At 58.5% G+C, this 18,830-nt stretch carries 18 protein-coding genes; 9 read left to right on the top strand and 9 right to left on the bottom strand.

Features of this window, described 5'->3' with window-relative positions:
* Nucleotides 1–83: 83 nt before the first annotated feature.
* Complete coding sequence (locus BIND_RS01585) at nucleotides 84–302, bottom strand: hypothetical protein (protein WP_012383324.1); 219 nt, start codon at nucleotides 300–302, stop codon at nucleotides 84–86.
* A gap of 254 nt (nucleotides 303–556) precedes the next feature.
* On the opposite strand from BIND_RS01585, the gene BIND_RS01580 reads away from it, so the two are divergent.
* A complete protein-coding gene (locus BIND_RS01580; RefSeq protein WP_012383323.1) occupies nucleotides 557–1,537 on the top strand; it encodes an ion channel in 981 nt (326 codons plus the stop codon).
* A gap of 154 nt (nucleotides 1,538–1,691) precedes the next feature.
* On the opposite strand, the gene BIND_RS01575 is transcribed toward BIND_RS01580, so the two are convergent.
* Together BIND_RS01575 and BIND_RS21865 are read right to left on the bottom strand one after the other, a co-directional pair.
* Nucleotides 1,692–2,558 carry an alpha/beta fold hydrolase gene (locus BIND_RS01575; RefSeq protein ID WP_280110003.1) on the bottom strand — a complete coding sequence of 289 codons (867 nt, stop codon included), beginning with the start codon at nucleotides 2,556–2,558 and terminating at the stop codon, nucleotides 1,692–1,694.
* Nucleotides 2,536–2,694: a hypothetical protein gene (locus tag BIND_RS21865; protein WP_244395934.1), complete on the bottom strand. Its 159-nt coding sequence runs from the start codon at nucleotides 2,692–2,694 to the stop codon at nucleotides 2,536–2,538. Before BIND_RS21865 ends, BIND_RS01575 begins: the two co-directional genes overlap by 23 nt.
* 70 nt (nucleotides 2,695–2,764) lie before the next feature.
* Between BIND_RS21865 and BIND_RS01570 the strand changes: the two genes are divergently transcribed.
* Nucleotides 2,765–3,664, top strand: a complete 900-nt coding sequence (locus BIND_RS01570) for a LysR family transcriptional regulator (protein ID WP_012383321.1) — start codon at nucleotides 2,765–2,767, stop codon at nucleotides 3,662–3,664.
* Between the two features lie 35 nt (nucleotides 3,665–3,699).
* On the opposite strand, the gene BIND_RS01565 is transcribed toward BIND_RS01570, so the two are convergent.
* The 5 genes from BIND_RS01565 to BIND_RS01545 form a co-directional block, all read right to left on the bottom strand.
* Nucleotides 3,700–4,662 (bottom strand): prephenate/arogenate dehydrogenase family protein, encoded by a 963-nt coding sequence (locus BIND_RS01565; RefSeq protein ID WP_012383320.1) that lies wholly within the window; start codon nucleotides 4,660–4,662, stop codon nucleotides 3,700–3,702.
* The gene (gene hisC / locus BIND_RS01560; protein WP_012383319.1) at nucleotides 4,655–5,791 is read right to left on the bottom strand and encodes a histidinol-phosphate transaminase; all 1,137 of its coding nucleotides are present in this window, start codon (nucleotides 5,789–5,791) and stop codon (nucleotides 4,655–4,657) included. The genes BIND_RS01565 and hisC overlap by 8 nt, the downstream gene beginning before the upstream one ends.
* Nucleotides 5,792–5,943: 152 nt before the next feature.
* Nucleotides 5,944–6,819, bottom strand: a complete 876-nt coding sequence (locus BIND_RS01555) for a chorismate mutase (protein ID WP_012383318.1) — start codon at nucleotides 6,817–6,819, stop codon at nucleotides 5,944–5,946.
* 142 nt (nucleotides 6,820–6,961) lie between these two features.
* Nucleotides 6,962–9,280, bottom strand: a complete 2,319-nt coding sequence (locus BIND_RS01550; protein ID WP_244395933.1) for a TonB-dependent receptor — start codon at nucleotides 9,278–9,280, stop codon at nucleotides 6,962–6,964.
* Nucleotides 9,281–9,603: 323 nt separating this feature from the next.
* The gene (locus BIND_RS01545) at nucleotides 9,604–10,293 is read right to left on the bottom strand and encodes a response regulator transcription factor (RefSeq protein WP_012383316.1); all 690 of its coding nucleotides are present in this window, start codon (nucleotides 10,291–10,293) and stop codon (nucleotides 9,604–9,606) included.
* A gap of 118 nt (nucleotides 10,294–10,411) precedes the next feature.
* Here BIND_RS01545 and BIND_RS01540 point away from each other — a divergent pair, with 118 nt between their 5' ends.
* Nucleotides 10,412–10,894: a GNAT family N-acetyltransferase gene (locus BIND_RS01540; RefSeq protein WP_012383315.1), complete on the top strand. Its 483-nt coding sequence runs from the start codon at nucleotides 10,412–10,414 to the stop codon at nucleotides 10,892–10,894.
* Nucleotides 10,895–10,899: 5 nt separating this feature from the next.
* Here the strand turns inward: BIND_RS01540 and BIND_RS01535 are convergent, their stop codons facing one another.
* Nucleotides 10,900–12,288: a histidine kinase gene (locus tag BIND_RS01535; protein ID WP_244395932.1), complete on the bottom strand. Its 1,389-nt coding sequence runs from the start codon at nucleotides 12,286–12,288 to the stop codon at nucleotides 10,900–10,902.
* A 529-nt stretch (nucleotides 12,289–12,817) separates the two neighbouring features.
* Here BIND_RS01535 and pyrH point away from each other — a divergent pair.
* The 6 genes from pyrH to rseP all read left to right on the top strand — a co-directional run bounded on the left by pyrH (nucleotide 12,818) and on the right by rseP (nucleotide 18,792).
* The gene (pyrH, locus tag BIND_RS01530) at nucleotides 12,818–13,576 is read left to right on the top strand and encodes a UMP kinase (protein ID WP_012383313.1); all 759 of its coding nucleotides are present in this window, start codon (nucleotides 12,818–12,820) and stop codon (nucleotides 13,574–13,576) included.
* A 100-nt stretch (nucleotides 13,577–13,676) separates the two neighbouring features.
* Complete coding sequence (gene frr / locus BIND_RS01525; protein ID WP_012383312.1) at nucleotides 13,677–14,237, top strand: ribosome recycling factor; 561 nt, start codon at nucleotides 13,677–13,679, stop codon at nucleotides 14,235–14,237.
* A 284-nt stretch (nucleotides 14,238–14,521) separates the two neighbouring features.
* On the top strand, nucleotides 14,522–15,316 hold the full coding sequence (locus BIND_RS01520; protein ID WP_148210700.1) for an isoprenyl transferase: 795 nt from the start codon (nucleotides 14,522–14,524) through the stop codon (nucleotides 15,314–15,316).
* A complete protein-coding gene (locus BIND_RS01515) occupies nucleotides 15,313–16,203 on the top strand; it encodes a phosphatidate cytidylyltransferase (protein ID WP_012383310.1) in 891 nt (296 codons plus the stop codon). Before BIND_RS01520 ends, BIND_RS01515 begins: the two co-directional genes overlap by 4 nt.
* Nucleotides 16,204–16,306: 103 nt before the next feature.
* Entirely contained in the window at nucleotides 16,307–17,536 is a 1,230-nt protein-coding gene (gene dxr / locus BIND_RS01510; RefSeq protein WP_012383309.1) for a 1-deoxy-D-xylulose-5-phosphate reductoisomerase, read from the top strand.
* A 110-nt stretch (nucleotides 17,537–17,646) separates the two neighbouring features.
* Entirely contained in the window at nucleotides 17,647–18,792 is a 1,146-nt protein-coding gene (gene rseP, locus BIND_RS01505; RefSeq protein WP_012383308.1) for an RIP metalloprotease RseP, read from the top strand.
* The last annotated feature ends 38 nt before the right edge of the window (nucleotides 18,793–18,830 follow it).

Here is an 18,830-nt window from a genome sequence, read left to right as displayed (position 1 = left end):
ACGCTTTTTGAGAAAGCGTTAGTCAGGAGAGTGAAGCGGCGGTTGTGCACCCACATCGTAAGATTCTGGCGCTCCGGTGGGCATTATTTTTGATCCGGCGAATGGACGATATAGCAGGCATAATTTAGACGTTCGTATCCCATCTCGCGCGCAATGGCTTCCATCATTTCAGCATGCGCCCTTGGGGCGTAACCCGGAGATGAGCTATCGTGCATAAGATCGGTCACGATGTGCAACACGTTTCCCGACGGTTCGCGCTCAATATAGACGCGCTTGGCGTGAGAAATGTTCGGTTGCCGCATTTTCCATCCTGCTTTCCGTTAAGCATATCGCGGAAATAGGCGCTGGCGAGCGCCCGTCAAGGGCGACAAATTTCAAATTAAATAAGACACTACCAAACTCTCCGATCACAGTCTCTTGCGCCTGCCCCATCCCTTGCGTGTCTTCTGTCGCATTTCGAGGCGCGCCGAGCCATGCTACAGGCGCGTGACGACAGGATCGTCAGCCCACATTGACCGGATTTCTCGGACCGGATTCTCGCACCGGATTTCTCGACATGAACAAGTCGTTGCACATGGCGCGTGAGACTCTTGCCTCCGCCAATGCATCCGCAAAACAGGCGCATGCCTTCCTCAGCGCCAAATATCACAAGCTCGAGGCGAAAAGCCACAGTGACGTCATCGTCACGGGCTTGCGTGATCATTTCTGGGGCGATCTCTATCATCACGCCCTGACGATTTCCTGGCTCGCCTTTCTCGGCTGGTCGATTCTTTTCTTTCTTGGTGTCAATCTCAGCTTCAGCCTGCTCTATGCGATGGCGCCACAGCAGATCGCCAATATACGCCCCGGCCATTTCGAGGATTTTTTCTTCTTCAGCATCCAGACCTTCTCGACCGTCGGTTACGGCGGCATGACGCCCGTGGGCGCTTACGCCAATACGATCGTCTCGCTGGAAGTGTTCATCGCCATCATGATCAATTCGCTCGGCACGGGCCTGATCTTCGCGCGCTTCTCACGCCCGACCGCGCGCGTCCTGTTCAGCGACAAGGCGGTGATCAACATTTTCGATGCGACCCAGACATTGAACATTCGCATCGCCAATTGCCGCCGGAGTGTCATTCTTTCCATGGATATGGAAATGGCTTTGTCACGGCTGATACAGGTGGGAAGCGGTCGTTATGTGCGACGTTTCGATCCGCTGCCACTCGTTCAGGCGCATAGTCCGTTGCTCCGCTTCACCACCATCGCGACCCATGTGATCGATGCGACGAGCCCCCTGCACAATATCAAGCTGGAGGATCTCAAACGCGATGAGGCGGAAATCATCATCACCGTCACGGGCATTGACGAAGTGACATCGCAGAGCATTTTCGCGCGAACCGCTTACAATTTCGAGAAGGTCCTGCACGGCCACCATTTCGTCGATATTATCGGAATGACCAAGGACGGCCGCCTCAACGTGGATTTCTCGCGCTTCCACCATACCGAGGACCGCGAGTTGCCTGACGCGGTGCAAGAACAAAACTCCGCGCGCTAGTCTAGCTCTCGCCTGTTGAGCGATTGATCGCTCAACCAAACTCCATCTGCTTGCGGTTAGCGAGCGGAAAGGTCAGTTCCTCACGTTCATCGATTTGATTCTCTGCAAATCCTTGAGGGCGTATTACGAAAACCGGAGATATCAGGCATCGATATTACGCTACTAGGAACCGTTTAAGCTGATCGCAAAAGAAATCCGGCATCTCGTCAGCGACAAAGTGGCCGCTGTCCTCTGCGATCACCGCGGTAAGGTCACGCGCCTGTTTGCTGAGTGCATCAGCGAGCTTTGTCCCGACGCCATGGCGCCCACCAATAGCCAAGACTGGCATGTCTATGCTCCGCCCCTCGAACGAAGCCGCCAGCGCGGCGTCGTCGCGAAGCGCCCGGTAGTAGGCGAACCCCACCGTCATGCCGCCGGGAGAGGCATAATGCCGAGCGAATTCGGAAATCGCCATTTCGCTAACAGCGTCCTTTTTGTAAGACCACGCCCGAATTTGCGCCGCGATGTAGTCGCGCTCCCTTCCCTTGGTCAGCATCTCGGGAATCTCTGGAGCCATGTGAAACCCATAATGCCACGCTCCTCCGCGTAGGGCGTCCATGTTTTCTGTTCCTGGAATGAGGCAATCGACCAGAACGAGCTTCTCGACGCTTTCGGGATGAAGATTGGCGAGCATATATGCTACCTTGCCGCCCATATCGTGTGCCACGACATGAGCCCGGCCGCCCGCAGCATGACCAATGAGAGCGGCGATATCGCTTGCGATAGTCCGTTTATCGTAGCCCGTCGGCGTCCGTTCAGATAGCCCGACGCCTCTGAGATCAGGCGCAATAACTGTGAAATGTGAGGAGAGCCGTTCCATCGTCGCTCGCCAAGCGAACCATGTTTGCGGCCACCCATGGAGCAAGATCACCGCAGGACCCGATCCCGTGCTGACATAGTGCAACCTGATGCCGTTGATCTGCACGAATTGGCTCGTTCCGCCTTTAGGAAGTGTTGCGTCAGGCGCTTTCCTCAAGGCCATCGACTGAGCCATCGCACCCGGTGCGCACATCATCGCCAGCGCCGGTCCAAAGATGATCCCTGAGGTCCCGATTAGGAAGGCTCGGCGTTCGGCTTTCATAGTTCTCATTGGTTCCCTCGGTTGCTGTGTTGAACACGAGGGTTGCCGATCCTGCTATGCCGGTCTATCAGTTATTGTGTCACAGTTTCCATAACTATTGGTTATGCATGGACCTCTCAACCGCCCTCCGCGCCTTCGTTCGTATTGTCGAGAGGGGCTCGATGACCGCGGCGGCTACGGACCTCGGCATTTCACAGCCTGCGGTTAGCAAGCTACTGCGCAATTTGGAGGAACATACGGGCGCGAGGCTCATCGAAAGAAACCCGCGCGCCATGCGACCGACCGCGCAGGGATTGGCGCTCTATGAGGCAGCAGGTAGCGCCCTAGCCGTTATCGATTCAGCCATTGAAAGCGTCCGGAGCGACGTTGGCGCAATCCGTGGAAATCTCCGTTTGCACGGGCCGACCTGCATCGGCGAGCGCCACTTACACCAGATTGTCGCAGAATTTCAGGATCGCTATGCGGCCGTCACCGTAGAGCTGATCCTTGAGAATCGAACGGTTGATCTGATCCACGAAAATGTGGATCTCGCCCTGCGTATGGGGAGACCGGTCGATCAAAACCTGATTATGCGGCGTATCGGGCTCAGTAGAAGAATCCTCGTCGCCTCACCAGAATATCTCGAACGCTGTGGACCAGTAAGAGTTTGCGAAGATTTGAGTGGCCACGACATGGTGGTGACCAACGCCTCTCTTTCCGGTGGGGTACTCCCTCTTCACAAGGGGAACCAGAAAATCGAAATCTCAGTTCGACCCAGGCTGATCACGAACAATGCACAGGTTCTGGTCGGTGCGCTGAGAACAGGCAAAGGCATCGGGACCGCACAGGTTTTACTTGTAGCGGACGAACTGAAAAACGGCTCGCTCATCCGAGTGCTTCCAGAATATGAAATCGAGCCGACTGAGTTCTTTCTGGTCTATCCCTCTTCAAAATTCCTACGGCCGACCGTTCGAGCATTTGTTGATTTCGCAGCGCCGGCGTTGCAACGCGTTGAGGGTATCTACTGAGTAATCAACGGCAATCAGCATACATCCCCCACCCTTCACCTTTCTTCATCCGTATCCTTCGCCACGCCGCGGCCGAAATCAGGAGCTGCTGTTTCCTGACCCTGTTCGATAATGTTGCGGCGGATCGCGCGTGTGCGCGTGAACAATTTGAACAAGCCGTCACCATCCTCGTGGCGGATCATACGTTGCAGCGCGATCAGATCCTCGGTGAAACGGCCGAGCATTTCGATGACGGCGCTCTTATTATTCAGGAAAATATCGCGCCACATAGTGGGATCGGACGCGGCGATACGAGTGAAATCGCGAAAGCCGCCGGCGGAAAATTTGATGACTTCCGATTGCGTCACCGTTTCGAGATCGGCCGCCGTGCCAACGATATTATAGGCAATGAGATGCGGCACATGGCTGGTGATGGCGAGCACCAGATCATGATGCGTCGCCTTCATGATCTCGACATTGGCGCCAGCCGCGCTCCAGAAGCTCTCGACCCGCGCGACAATCTCCGGATCAATGTCTGGCGTCGGTGTCAGAATGCACCAGCGATTCAAGAACAAAGTGGCGAAACCGGCCGCGGGCCCCGAATATTCCGTACCCGCGACGGGATGTGCGGGCACGAAATGCACATGGCCCGGAAGGGCGGGCGCGACCGCTTCGATGATCGCTTCCTTGACCGAACCGACGTCGGAAACGATTGTTCCTGGTGCGAGATGCGGCGCGATGGTTTTCGCAATCTCCCCCATGGCGCCAACCGGCGCGCAGAGGATGACGAGATCGGCGCCCTGCACGGCTTTTTCCGGGCTCGGCGAAACGACATCGGCAAGGGCGAGCCGTTCGACCTTGGCGCGGACATCGGGATCATTGTCATAAGCGACAATGCGGCGCGCAAGACCCTTGCGGCTCGCGACACGCGCCAGTGAAGAACCGATCAGACCAACGCCGATGAGCGTCAATTGCTCGAACAGGGGCGTCTCGAGCCGGGCGCCCAAACCATCAGCCACGCTGTTTCATCCTTTCGCGGCAAAAATCCTTCAAGCCGTCTACGACAAGCCGATTAGCCTCCTCCGTCCCAACGGTCAGGCGCAAACAATTCGGCAGGCCATAGGAAGCCACAGCCCGCAGAATAAGGCCGCGCGACGACAAAAAGGCGTCAACAGCCTGGGCCTCGGCCTGATCCTCGAAATGCAGCAGGAGAAAATTGGCAACGCTTGGCGTGACTTTAAATCCAAGTTTCCCGATTTCCTCGCCGAGCCAGGACAGCCAGGTCTCGTTATGAGCAATCGCCCGGTCGATATGCGCCTGATCGGCCAGAGCCGCGACGCCCGTCGCGATAGCCGGACCACTGGTGTTAAAGGGCCCGCGCACCCGGTTCAACGCATCGGCCACAGCAAGAGGCGCGTAGCACCAGCCAAGCCGCAAAGCCGCGAGCCCATAGATTTTGGAGAAGGTGCGGGTCATCACGACATTCTCATGGGTCGAAACGAGTTCGAGCCCGGCGGAATAATCATTGCGCGTCACATATTCCCCATAGGCAGCATCGAGCACGAGCAGCACGTTCGGCGGCAGGCTCGTCGCCAGTCTTTTGACCTCGGCAAAGGGCAGATAGGTGCCGGTCGGATTGTTCGGATTGGCGATATAGACGATCCGTGTCCGCGGCGTGACGGCGGCGAGAATCGCGTCCACATCGGTGGTGAGATCCTTCTCGGGCACGACGATGGGCGTGCCGCCAGCGGTCAGAATCGCGATTTTATAGACGAGAAAACCATGCTCGGTGAAAATTCCCTCTTCGCCGGGGCCGAGATAGACGGCGGCAAGAAGCGAAAGCAATTCATCCGAACCCGCGCCGCAGACGATCCGCGCCGGATCGAGCCCATGGCGGGAAGCGATGGCCGTGCGCAAAAGCGTGGCCGCGCCATCTGGATAAAGGGCAAGCTTTTCGGCACTGGCGGCAAAGGCCTTTTGCGCCTCGGGCGAAGGACCAAGCGGCGTTTCGTTGGAGGACAGCTTGTGGATTTTCGCCACACCCGGCGCGGCGCTCTTGCCCGGAACATAGGGCTCAATGCCAAGAACGCCCGCATGCGGCATCGGACGCACGGACGAGGGACGGGGCGAGGAGCCGGATTGGGTCATGAAAGGACTCCAAAAAGGGTTTTGGCGAAACCGCCTTTAATACCAACGGTCACAATAGATGACCGTTGGACCGCTCTTGAATTTTCGCTCTCGCTTTGAAAAAGTGAAAATTCAAGAAAGGAACCAAAGGCCGTCCTTTACGGCCTTTGGCATTATTTTTGGGAAGAAATCGCGTTCGTCTCAAGATCGAAACGCGCCGCATGGCTGCCGACCTCGGCGATCCGCGCCTCGCCCGCACCCGCCTGACGCAAGCCGTCGCGCAGGCTCTGCGGCGTAACGGAACCCGGCACAGCGACCAAGAGGGAAAGACCATAGCCATCGGCCGCATTGCCGAGAATATCGCCCCCGAATGCCGCGAGACATTCCGGCAAGCTACCATGCCAGCGTTCGAGGCCTATCGCATAAACCACGGTCTCACGCGAGGCCGCATCCGACAAAGGCTTGGCGATGACGAAAAGCGGCATCCCGGCCGGATGGTCGGGACGTTCGACGAAAGGCAGGCGAGCGATGATTTTGGGCGCGAAAGGCTCGGCAAGCCGCCGCCACCAGGCGCCTTCCGCGGCACTCGTCTCAACCTTGACAAGACCGAGATCTCCCTTGGCGCTAGCCACCGCCTCGACGACGCCCCCCGTGCCCTGATGCACGATATAGGGCACGGTGAAGCCGAAATGAAAGCGGCAGCAATCGCGCATGGCGGCATCGCCGCCGCTGATATCGGCGTGGACGCTATAGGGCGCCTGCACATAGGTAAAAGTCGAAATGATGATGCGCCAGATGCTTTCGACCGTGTCGACCGGCAGCAAGCCCCGGTGACGGCTGACGATTTTCCGCATCATATCGGCTTCGCGCCCGGGCCTGAAGGCCGAGCCGCCGCCCTGGCGCGCCTTGACCGCGATCAGCCGGTCGATGATTTCTCCGCGCGCGATCAGCAATTGATGCAATTCGGCGTCGATTCGATCAATATCGACCCTGAGATCGGCCAGGGTTTCTTGCACGGATGCGGTGGCAGAGGAAGGCAGAGGGGTCATGCGGCTGTCGAAAGCGTGATCTTAAACGGGAATCTCCCACTCTTAATACGACCCGCGGCGGAAAGCGACGCGGAAAGCGCTCCAAAAGGCATAGAAAGCCTTACGGCGCTCCTGAATTCGACCGCTTCCCGGAATTTCACCCTTAAAAAGTGACTTTCATTCCGCCATAGAAGGAAATCGGCTGCGCCGCCGTGATCGTGCGCGGATCATTGGTGAAGGGAATGCTGGACACGAGCTGGGCGTTGGTGTCGGTCCCGTAAAATGTGCCATAGGTCGCATAGTGCTGATTGAAGAGATTATTGATGAGACCGAAGAACTGGATGTGCTCGTTGACCTGATAAGAAGCATGCAGATTGGCGACCCAATAGGACGGCAGTTTCGGATTCTGGTTCGAATTGTCGCCCACATAATATTGCGAGCCAATGATGAGGACGTCACCTCCGACCGTGAATTGCGGCGTCACTTTGTAATCGGCGCCGAATTTCAGCATTTGCTGTGGAATACCCGGGATGTGATTGCCGGGGTGGACGAAAACATCGCCATTGGCATCGGCGTAAGGATTGTTGGGCGAGGAGAGCGCGCCGGAAAATTGATAGGTCGCATCGACGAAACCGTAATTCAAATAAGCAAGCCAGTCGCCCGTGTGAAATTCGATCCCGAGTTCGAGGCCTTGCCGCAAGGTGCCAGGCACATTGGCATAATAGCCACGCCCCGGAATCGTGCTGGCGAGGGTAATGATGTCATTGCTGTTCGCTGTGCGGAAATAGCCGAGTTTCCAATCAATACTGCCATCATCCAGAACGGGTTGCGAACCGCGCAGGCCCGCCTCAACCGTGCGTGAGACGACTTGTTGCAAAGGGGGATCGGACGTGAGGGAGTTTTCGAGAATGCACGGACGCGTCGGATTGGCGCAATCGAGTTCAAGCGGTGTCGGCGCACGATTGGCCTCCGAATAACCGGCATAAGCGGTGAGCGTCGGCAGGATGCGCCAGGTGAGTCCGCCGATAGGATTGATGCGTGTATAGGCAGCGTTGATATTGAGTTCGCTCGCCTGGCCCGTCGTGTCATGGGTAACGATATTGGCGATATTCAAGCGTCCACCGCCAGTGATCGAAATATCCGGCGTCACATCGAATGTATCCATCACATAGACGCCGTAATAAGTGGTATTGCCATTGAGGTAGGTCGGCACATAGGCGAGATTGCCATCCGTGCGCATCACTGAGCCGGAACCCGGGAAACCCGTCGTCTGCACCGAGAAATCCGGCGTGATCTGGCCAAGCGTGCTGTAGGAACTGAAGCTCAGCTGACTGCGATCGATGCTGCCGCCAAAGGTCACGTGATTGTCGTGGCCCAGAATCTTGTCGGTATTGGTCGCCTGCAAGGTGGTGCCGACGCTGAGGGAATGAATATAGGTCCGGTCGATCGTGCCATAGGCGAAATCATCCCCCTGAAAGGGGATCGTCTGGCCATTCTGATTTCGGATGACGAACATATTGCGGAAGGCCGTCGTTTTCGGGCCTCCATTTAAAAGATATTCGAATTCATCATCCTGCAGGCAAAGCTGGCCCGGATAGGAAGAACGGCTGCTGCATCCTTCGACATTCGCGTCATTGCCGTCGGTGTGGATCTGCTTGAAGGCGCGCATATAGAAATTGCTATTGACCGTCCAGGTCGCGCTCAAGGGAAAGCGGCTGGTCAAAGCCAGCGAGCCCGCCTGATTATCGGTCGTCTGCGGCGAGGTGAAGACACTGCGATAGTCATTGCTGACAAGACTGAAAGGTGTCGGGCCGACGACACCGAGCAGGCTCTGGCCACCATTGGCGATAAAATGCACTTCGGCATCGGGTGTACGATAGCCGATATCGCCATAGAGGCGGACTTGCGAAGAGGCGGAATTATACCGCCAGCCGCCATCGCGGGTCGCGTCGGCACTGAAATAGACGCTGAAATTATCGATTTGTTTGCCGTATTGCAGCATGCCGGAGACGCGGCCGTAGGAACCGCCCATGGTCTGTGCCTCAAACCCTTGCCAGGTGAAGCCATTTTTCATCTGGATGCTGACCGCACCACCGAGCGCATTGAGACCAAAGGCCGGATTATTGGTGAAAATATCAGTCCTCTCGATGGCCTGTGGTGGCACCAGATCCCAATTGACCGTATCGCCGAAGGGCTCATTGAGACGCATACCATTCTGGTACACGGCGAGCCCCTGCGGCGTGCCCTGGCGCGGCGAGGCGACGAAACCGTGATAATAAAGATCCTGCGAAAGCGGATTGCCATTCACGTCGATCGAGACGGCGGTCGGCGTCCGCTGTTGCAGCGCATCCGTGACATTCGGCGAATAGGTGCGTTGGAAATCTCGTGGGGTGAGTGTTTGCGTCAGTCCCGGGAGTTTGTTGCTGTCGATGCCGGCGCCACTGGCGAGTGGCGCGGTCGAGACGATATCGACCGTTGGCAAAGCGATGGGTTCCTGAGCAGTTTGCGCGCGGGCCGATGCCGGGAGACAAGAGTAAAAGGCCGCACCGAGGCCTAAGCTGATAAAAATCCTGCCCATCATTCCACGTGTTCTTATTTGAAACTGATTCCACTTAAACTCTATAGACCGAGATGCGAATCTCGAACAGCAAAATTAAAGTTTTAACGACGATTTTCATAGGAAATGATCCCTATTCGAGACGAATCTTCCTGAGAAATAGAAAATTTCATCTTGAAATATGGAAAAGTTCCCGGCTTTAATACTTCATATTCTCTGATGAAGCGCGAAAGAAACAGACTTCCTGATCAAAACCCCGGTTTCACGCGATTTTCGTTTGAACGATTTTCATGCGAACGACATTCAACCGCGAATTTGATCAAAGCCGGACTGGTGGTGACACCGAGCTTCTGCTTGAGCATGGAAACAATATTGGCCACGGTTTTATAGCCGAGCGACAAAGCCCGCGCGATTTCCCCGAGGCTTTTCCCCTCCCCCATGAAATGGAGCACTTCACGCTCCCGCTCGCTCAGATCACGCAGCGGATCTTGGGCCGGCTCGATCTGCGCCAGAGCGAGATTTTGCGCGACCGTCTGGCCGAGATAGAGAGCGCCCGAGAGCACTTTATCAGTGGCCTGGAGGATCATGTCGGGATCGTCGTTCTTCGTGACATAGCCGCGGGCGCCCAATTCCAGGGCACGGGTCACGAAATTGCGCGCCTCATACATACTGAAGACGATGATCCGCGCCGTGTCATTGTCCTGAAGAAGAGCCGGAATCATGTCGAGCCCGCTCGCATCGGGCAGGTCCACATCAAGGATGATGACATCAGGCCGAAGGGTTTTATTGCAGGCAAGGCCTGCACCCGCTGAAGCCGCGTCATGCGTCTCGATATCGGGCCTGCGGCTAAACAGCCGCCGGCAACCCTCACGAACGATCGGATGATCCTCGATGATGAGAATCGTGACGGGCTTTTGATGCGCCTTCAAGCTTTCCATGCTTCCTCGCCGCGAGAATATCGCGCGTTCAATCAGACGCTTGAGCGATGCGTCTCAAACCTTATAAACGCATCAAATTGGTCATGGGAAATGGCCCGTTGCGCAAAGGATTGGACGATTGATCATTCGAGCCGCAGGCACCCATGACGCTCCGGCACTATGGGCCATCATCGAGCCCGTCATCCGGGCGGGCGAGACCTATGCGCTGCCTCGCGATATGCCGCAACAGGAAGCGATCACTTATTGGATGGGGAGCGATCGCGAAACCTTCGTCGTAGAGGAAGACGGTCGGCTGTTGGGCACTTTCTACCTGCGGGCCAACCAACTCGGAGGAGGCTCCCATGTCGCCAATTGTGGCTATATCACCGCCCCCGAAGCCACGGGGCGCGGCATAGCCCGCATGATGTGCCTGCATTCGCTCGACCTCGCCCGCGCCAAAAGATTTCGCGCCATGCAGTTCAATTTCGTCATCAGCACGAATGAGCGGGCCGTTCGCCTTTGGCAGGCTCTCGGATTTGATATTATCGGCGCTCTGCCCGGCGCCTTTGCCCATCCCACATTGGGGGATGTGGATGCATTGGTGATGTTCCGGAAGCTGTAGCAAACTTATGGGTTCGATGCCTCATACCAAGGGTGAGACTTGGCATAAGAAGAACGAGGCAGCGGAATAAGCGCCTCGATTAATGTGCCGTGGGGCAAGGCGTTTTCGATCCGCAAGCACCCGGCAAGCTTGCGGACCCTTTCGCTCATGCCGAGGAAACCGAAACCGAACCGGAAAGACGGCGGCAGGCCGATCCCGTCATCCTCGATCCGCAGGCAGAGATTTTGGCCCGGCTCTGAAACACCCTCCTCCGGGTGTGCCGAAGCGGCAACGAGTGCCAGCGTGATCCGGGCCGATCGGGCTTGCGAATGCCGCGCTATATTGGTCAGGCATTCCTGCACCAGGCGATAAAAGGTCAGGCTCACCTCTTCATCGAAACTCGCCGAGTCCACCGCAAGGGTCAGGGCACAGGAGAAACCTTTGTGATGCGTTTGCCAATCCTCGACAAGATGGCGCAGGGCCTCGGGCAGACCCATCCGATGCAGGACAGCGGGGCGGATCCGTTCAAGAATGCGACGATTCTGTTTCTGGATCGTATCGGCGAGCTGGGAAATCGCCTGGGCGCGTTCGCTAATCTCTTGAATGTTTTGGTTCTCCCCGGGTTCGGGCCGCTGCAAGGCATGCGCCGAGTCGAGGATGCAGGAGGTGGCCGCCCGGATGCCGAAGAGCGCCGCGCCATATTCATCGTGCAATTCGCGGGCGAGTTCCTTGCGTTCGCTTTCCTGGACGGAAATCAGCCGATCGATCAAATGATGTTTGTCCACCTCGCTGCGCTCGAGCGTGGCCGCGAGCTGGTTGAAATGCATGCCGATCTGGGCGAGTTCTTGAACCGGAAATTCGGTCATGGCCGCGAACTGGCCGCGTCCCAACCGGTCAAGTCCTTCCACCAATTGATGGAACAGCCGCAAGGCCTGATGCGTACAAAGCGCGATGAGCCCGACGATGATCAGCGACAGACAGCCAAGAAGTCCGGTCAGAAAAACGAGGTCTCGCCAGACCTCGGCCACTTCGTCACCGGGGCGTGTCGCCATGACGAAAGAACCCCTGATTTTTTCCGTGTCCCCCGCCAGGGACAGCACGACAGGATAGGTTTTGACGATCCGCGCCGGTTCGAACATGGCCTCGAACCAGAGCGGCGCGGCGCGCGTGGCTCTCCGGCTCGGCTCGGGCCAAGGAACGAGGGGGGTATCAGCAGGACCTGGCGTGTCCTGGTTCTTCCCCCCTGACGGCGCGTCCCCCTCGTGTTCGTTGCCGCCCAGGGCCGGATCACTGACGAAGCGGAGAGAAATATGCCGCAGGCGGGAGAGATCCCGCCGCAGTTTGATCAGCGCAGCCTCGGGGTCTGGGTCCCTCGTGAGATCGTGCAAAGCATGGGAAAGGACGAGATCGCCCAAATTGAGTCCTGACGCCGTTTCCGTGACAATGCGACCCCTTGCGTCCAGAAGCGTGACTCCGATCGCAATGAGGATAGCGAGGCAAAGTATGGCGGAAGGAATAACGAGCAAAGCCAGCCGCAGTGAACTTTTGGCCGCTTGGATGCGGGGCCTGCCGGCGCTTCCCTGGTTGCCTTGCGAAGAGATGGACGTTATTGCTTCCAACGATATGACGCCAAGCTTGAGATGAGACGACCGACGGAGCAAAACTCCGCGCGGGTCTTGGCGCGCCTGTCCGGCGCGTCCATGCAACAAATCCTGGTAACTTCCTTTTTTCAATCATCCTTTCGCGGTTCGTCCAAGGATGCGGATAAGCGAAAGCGAGCTCGCTTTCCACGCCGTTCCTTGGGAGCCGTACCTTGGGGGCACTTTTCTCGTGCGCCCGGCGCCTGACGACCATTCCGTTCAGGGCTTTCCGCAAGCGTGATCTGGAAAATCATCTCGACCGGCGTTAAGAGCAGCCGGCGCAAGATTGGAGAGAGGCCAATTCATGACCACATCCGACGCCAATGCCGCAAGTTCCGCCTCCGCCGCGTCCACGATTCCCTGGCGGCGGGTCGTCGTCAAATTATCCGGCGAGGCTCTGATGGGATCATCAAGCCACGGTCTCGACGCGCCAACCCTGAACCGGATTGCCGGTGATCTGGCCGGCGCCGCCGCACTCGGCGTCGAAGTCGCGGTCGTGGTCGGCGGCGGCAATTTCTTCCGCGGCATTGCCGGCGCCGATAAAGGGATCGAACGCGCCCGCGCCGATTCGATCGGCATGCTGGCCACCGTCATGAATGGGCTGGCGCTCGAATATGCCATCGAGAAACAGGGACAATCGGCACGCACGTTGTCCTCCATTCCGATGCCATCGATTTGCGAGCCTTATTCGCGCCAGACCGCTCTGCATCACTTGGGCAAGGGCCGCATCGTGGTTCTGGCGGGCGGCACCGGCAATCCCTTTTTCACCACCGATACCGGAGCAGCCTTGCGCGGGGCCGAACTCTCCTGCGACCTCATCATGAAGGCAACGCAGGTCGACGGGATCTATTCGGCCGATCCGAAACGCGACCCCACGGCTGTGCGTTACGATAAGCTGACGCACGATGAGGCCATCAGCAAAAACCTCGCGGTCATGGATACGGCTGCTTTCGCCCTTGCACGCGAGAACCGGATTCCGATAATCGTATTTTCGATCGGCGAGGCCGGCGCCATCAGTGCCGCCCTGCTGGGCAAGGGTCGGGCGACTTACGTCTCTCCTTGAGTTGGGAGAAAACCGAGTTGGGAGAAAACGCGCGCGGGACGATCAGTCCTGTTCGTCGGCTCCGGGCACGGTCGAAATTGCAAATTTCTAAGGTTGGGCGATGAGCGCAGAATTCGATATTTCCGATCTCAAGCGGCGCATGCAAGGCGCGATCGCAACGTTGAAGCATGAATTGGGCGGCTTGCGGACCGGGCGCGCGACGGCAAGCCTTCTCGAACCGGTGCATGTCGATGCCTATGGTCAGTCCTTACCGCTCAATCAGGTGGCGACGATCAGCGTTGCGGAAGCGCGTATGTTGTCCGTCCAGGTCTGGGACAAAGGCATGGTCGGCCCCGTTGACAAAGCGATCCGCGATTCCAATCTCGGCCTCAGCCCCACGGTCGAGGGGCAGATCCTGCGCATCCGTATTCCAGAGCTCAATGAACAGCGGCGCAAGGAAATGGCCAAGGTCGCGCATAAATATGCCGAGGAAGCCAAAGTCGCCGTGCGCCATGTCCGCCGCGACGGGATCGACACGTTGAAGAAATTGCTCAAGGACAAGGCGATTGGCGAGGATGACGAAAAGCGTCATGCGGCCGAGATCCAGAAAGTCACCGATCAGTTCGTCGGCGAGGTGGATCAGGCGCTCGCGGCCAAGGAGAAGGAAATCATGCAGGTTTGACCATGATCGTTCGCTGTGAGACCTGACCTCCCGCGCACGAAGGATGCCATGGAACCTTGTAAAGGGTTCGAGGCCTTTAAGACCAACGATCATAGAAATGGCCGTTGGTTCCTTTCTCGAATTTCCGCCAATCCTTTGAAAAAGGGGAAATTCAAGAAAGGAACTCAAGAGTCGTTCTTCACGACCCTTGGTAGAAGAAAGCCTTTGACGCGAATGGCCACCTCATTCTCCCGATCAGATATCATGGTCTCGTGTACCGGCAATCCGGAGGGGCGCATATGACAATGCCGGAGGCGACGACACAAGAAAGAGATAAAGGGATGAAAACTCGCGCCGCCGACGTCCCGGCCCATGTCGGCGTCATCATGGACGGCAACGGCCGCTGGGCAGCGGCTCGCGGCCTTCCCCGCCTCGAAGGTCATCGCCGCGGGGTCGAGGCTCTGCGCGCGACCGTGCGCGCGGCCCTGGATTTCGGCCTCGACTATCTCACCGTCTATAGTTTCTCCGTGGAGAATTGGAGCCGGCCGATCGAAGAGGTCACCGATCTCATGGGCCTGCTCAAGCGTTTTATCCGGCACGATCTTCGCGACCTGCACAAGGCCCACGTCAGGGTCAAGATCATCGGCGCGCGTGAGCCCTTGCAGCCCGATATCCGCGCCTTGCTCGATGAGGCGGAGGATCTCACACGCGACAATGATCGGCTCACCTTGGTGGTCGCCTTCAATTACGGAAGCCGCCAGGAAATTGCCGGCGCCGCGAGGGCCATCGCGCACAAGGTCGCGGAGGGGCTCCTGCAGCCGGAGGATATCAACGAACATCTCTTTGCGTCCTATCTCGATACGGCGGGCATTCCCGATCCTGATCTCATTATCCGCACATCGGGCGAACAGAGATTGTCCAATTTCCTGATGTGGCAGGCCGCTTATGCGGAATTCGTCTTTCTGCCCATGCATTGGCCGGATTTCAATCAACAGGCCTTCGCCGCCGCTTTGACGGAATTCGCCACACGCGAACGCCGGTTTGGCGGGGTGAGCGCGGCACCGAAAAAATCCAAATTCCTGGGCGGCTTTCGTCCATGAATGCTTCGCCCTCCGAAAATCCCGCGCCGGCAATCCCCTTGCCCGCGGGCAAGAGACGCTTCGGCGATCTCGGCCCACGGATCGCTTCCGCTGTGGTGCTCATGAGCCTTGCCCTGGTCGCGCTTTGGCAGGGAGGGCTTGTCTTTCTCGTCGTCTGGCTCGGCGCCAGTCTGGCGATCTTCTACGAGTGGGAAAGCCTGATCGGCGGCGCTCGGCGCCCGCTCCGGCTGGGCCTTGGTTGGCTCACGCTCATCGGGCTCGCCCTCTGCCTTTGGATCGGCCATCCAGCCTCGGGCTTTTTACTGCTCCTCTTCGGCACCGCGCTTCTCGCCGCCGTCGCCGAGCCCGGCAAACGTCTGTGGAGCGCTGGCGGTCTGCCCTATGCCGGCCTGATGCTGATGGCGGTCCAGGGTCTTGGCACAGGCGATCTCTGCGCGACGCTCGTCATGGCCTGGCTCTTCGTCACTATTTGGGGCACGGATATTTCCGCCTATTTCGCCGGGCGTCTGATCGGCGGCCCGCGCCTGTGGCCCCGTGTGTCGCCGGGCAAAACCTGGTCCGGCATGCTGGTCGGCGTTTTGTGCGGCGGTATTTTCGGCACTCTGCTGCTCGTCGCCGCGTCGCCCATTCCCTGCGTTTCAACGCCAGGCCTCACGCCGATTTTTCTCCTGGGACTGCTCACAGCCCAGATCTCGCAAGGGGGTGATCTCTTCGAATCCTGGATCAAGCGTCATTTTGGGGTCAAGGATTCCGGCCATTTGATCCCCGGCCACGGCGGGTTCATGGACCGGCTCGATGGGTTCATCACAGCCTCCATCTTCATCTGGCTGGTCGGCGCTGCGCGTGGCCTCCCCTCCCTGGCTCAAGGCGTGCTCTTCTGGTCCTAAAAGGCTGGCGACAGCCACCTGCCCGCCGAAGGCGATTTACACGGCAAGGCTGATGCGGGATAAGCAGACTGAACGATCAGACTCCGCGAAGAAGCGAGGGGGAATGGGTAAAGTCAGCGAATTGCGGTCCGAGGCCGCCGAAGCGAAAGCCAGCCGCAGTATCGTGATCCTCGGAGCGACGGGCTCCATCGGCCAATCGACGGCCGCGATCATTTCCGGGGCCAAAGGCGCCTTCACGGTGGCGGCCGTCGCGGGGGGCCGCGACCCGCAAGCTCTGGCCAAGGTCGCGCGCGAACTTGGCGCCTCCTTCGCGGCTTTGGCCGATCCGGCCGGCTATAAGGATTTGAAGGAAGCCTTGAGCGGCACGGGCATCGAGGCCGCGGCCGGTCCAGATTCTGTTGTCGAAGCAGCGCTGCACCCTTCCGACATGGTGATGGGCGCCATTGCCGGAACCGCAGGCGTCGCGCCGACTTATGCCGCGCTCTCGGCCGGACGCACGGTCGCGCTCGCCAATAAGGAATGTCTCGTCTGCGCCGGTCCCGCCTTCATGCGCCAGGCCGCCGCCATGGGGACCCGCCTCCTGCCGGTGGACAGCGAGCATAATGCGATCTTCCAGGCGATGAATGACGCCAATCTCGATTCGATCGAGATGATTACGCTCACCGCTTCCGGAGGGCCATTCCGCACCTGGACCGCCGAGGAAATCGCCAAGGCCACGCCGGAACAGGCGTTGAACCATCCCAATTGGTCGATGGGGCCAAAAATCACCGTCGATTCGGCGGGCCTCATGAACAAGGGGCTCGAGGTGATCGAGGCCCATTATCTCTTCGGCATCGAGGCGGCACGGCTCGACGTGCTGGTGCATCCGCAATCCGTGGTGCACGGCTTGGTGCATTTCACCGATGGGTCGGTGACCGCCGGCATGGCCGCGCCCGACATGAAAGTGCCGATCGCCCATTGCCTCTCCTATCCTGAGCGCATCAACACGGCGGCACGACGGCTTGATCTCGCGGGCGTCGGGAGCCTGACCTTCGAACGACCGGATTTCGAGCGTTTCCCGGCCCTGCGCGTGGCGCTCGACGCCTTGCGCGCCGGCCAAGGACTCCCCACTATTTTAAACGCCGCCAATGAGATCGCCGTAGAAGCCTTCCTTGATAAACGCATTTCCTTCCATGCCATTGCCCGCCTGGTCGAGCAGGCTTGCGAACAGGCCCAGGCCGATGGGATCGCCCGCGATCCCGAAAGCGTCACCGAGGCCTTGGAAATGGATCAGTTGATCCGGGAACGCACGCGTGCTTCTCTCGCCAAGGGCAATGTGGCGACGCTGCATTGACGGTGCGCGTCAATGCACGGCCTTGGCCCTGCACCTCCGCGCATTGATGCCGCGGGGAATTGATCATCGAACGAGGGCCTCGCCCTCGATCCGCCCGAGAGGAGCCCTCTATGCCGATTCTCAGCAGCCTCTGGTCGCTTGGCGCTTATCTCGTGCCCTTCGTTTGCGTCCTGAGCCTCATCGTCTTTTTCCATGAATTCGGGCATTTCCTGATCGGCCGCCTCTGTGGCGTCCAGGTCGATGCCTTTTCGCTGGGTTTCGGACCCGAATTATTCGCCTTTGTGGATCGCTACGGCACCCGCTGGCGTCTCGCCGCCTTGCCGCTTGGCGGTTATGTCAAATTCCACGGGGACGCCAATGGCGCCTCCATGACCGATGAAGCAGCCGCGGCCTCGATGCCGGCGGCCGAGCGCGCCGTGAGCTTTTTTGCCCAAAAGGTCTGGAAACGCGCGGCCATTGTCGTCGCCGGTCCGCTCGCCAATTTCATCCTGGCGATCGTGCTCTTCACCGGTATTTTCTATGTTAATGGCCGCAACATTCTGCTCCCCTATGTGGACGGTGTCTCCGCCGGCAGCGCCGCCGAGGCGGCGGGCTTCCAGCCAGGCGATCTGATTCTGTCGATCGACGGCCAACCAATCGACAGTTTCGAGGCCATGCAGCGCCTGGTCCAGACAACCCGCGACCAGAGCTTGACCTTCACCATCGCCCGCCAGGGCAAGGAACTGACGCTCAACGCCACCCCCCGTGTGCGCGATATTGTCACACCGCTTGGAACGACGAGGGTCGGTGTGCTCGGCGTCGAGGCCAAGGGCAAGCCGGAAAACTGGCGCGTCGAACATTACGGCCTGGCCGATTCGGCCCATCTCGCCGTCTCCGAAACATGGTATGTCATCGCGCGCACCGGAGATTATGTCGTCGGCCTGTTCAGCGGCAAAGAATCAGCGGCGCAAATGTCGGGCGTCGTCGGCATTGCCCAGGCTTCAGGGGAAATGGCCAAGATCGGTATCGCCGCCGTTCTCCATCTTGCCGCGATCTTGTCGATTTCGGTCGGCATCCTCAATCTGCTCCCGATCCCGTTGCTGGACGGCGGCCATTTGTTCTTCTATGCGATTGAGGCCATCCAGGGCCGGGCTCTCAATGAAAGAGTGCAGCAATTCGGTTTCCGTGTTGGAATGACCCTTGTCGCGGCCTTGATGATTTTCGCGACCTATAATGATGTTTTACGCATCACCCGGCAATTATTGCATTGGGGTTGAGTAAAACCGTCGTTTGGGTGTCATTAACTGTAATTCAT

The organism is Beijerinckia indica subsp. indica ATCC 9039, from assembly GCF_000019845.1.
Lineage (GTDB): Bacteria > Pseudomonadota > Alphaproteobacteria > Rhizobiales > Beijerinckiaceae > Beijerinckia > Beijerinckia indica.
Note: the sequence above shows the minus strand (reverse complement) of the source record. Positions and strands in the feature narration are given on the sequence as shown.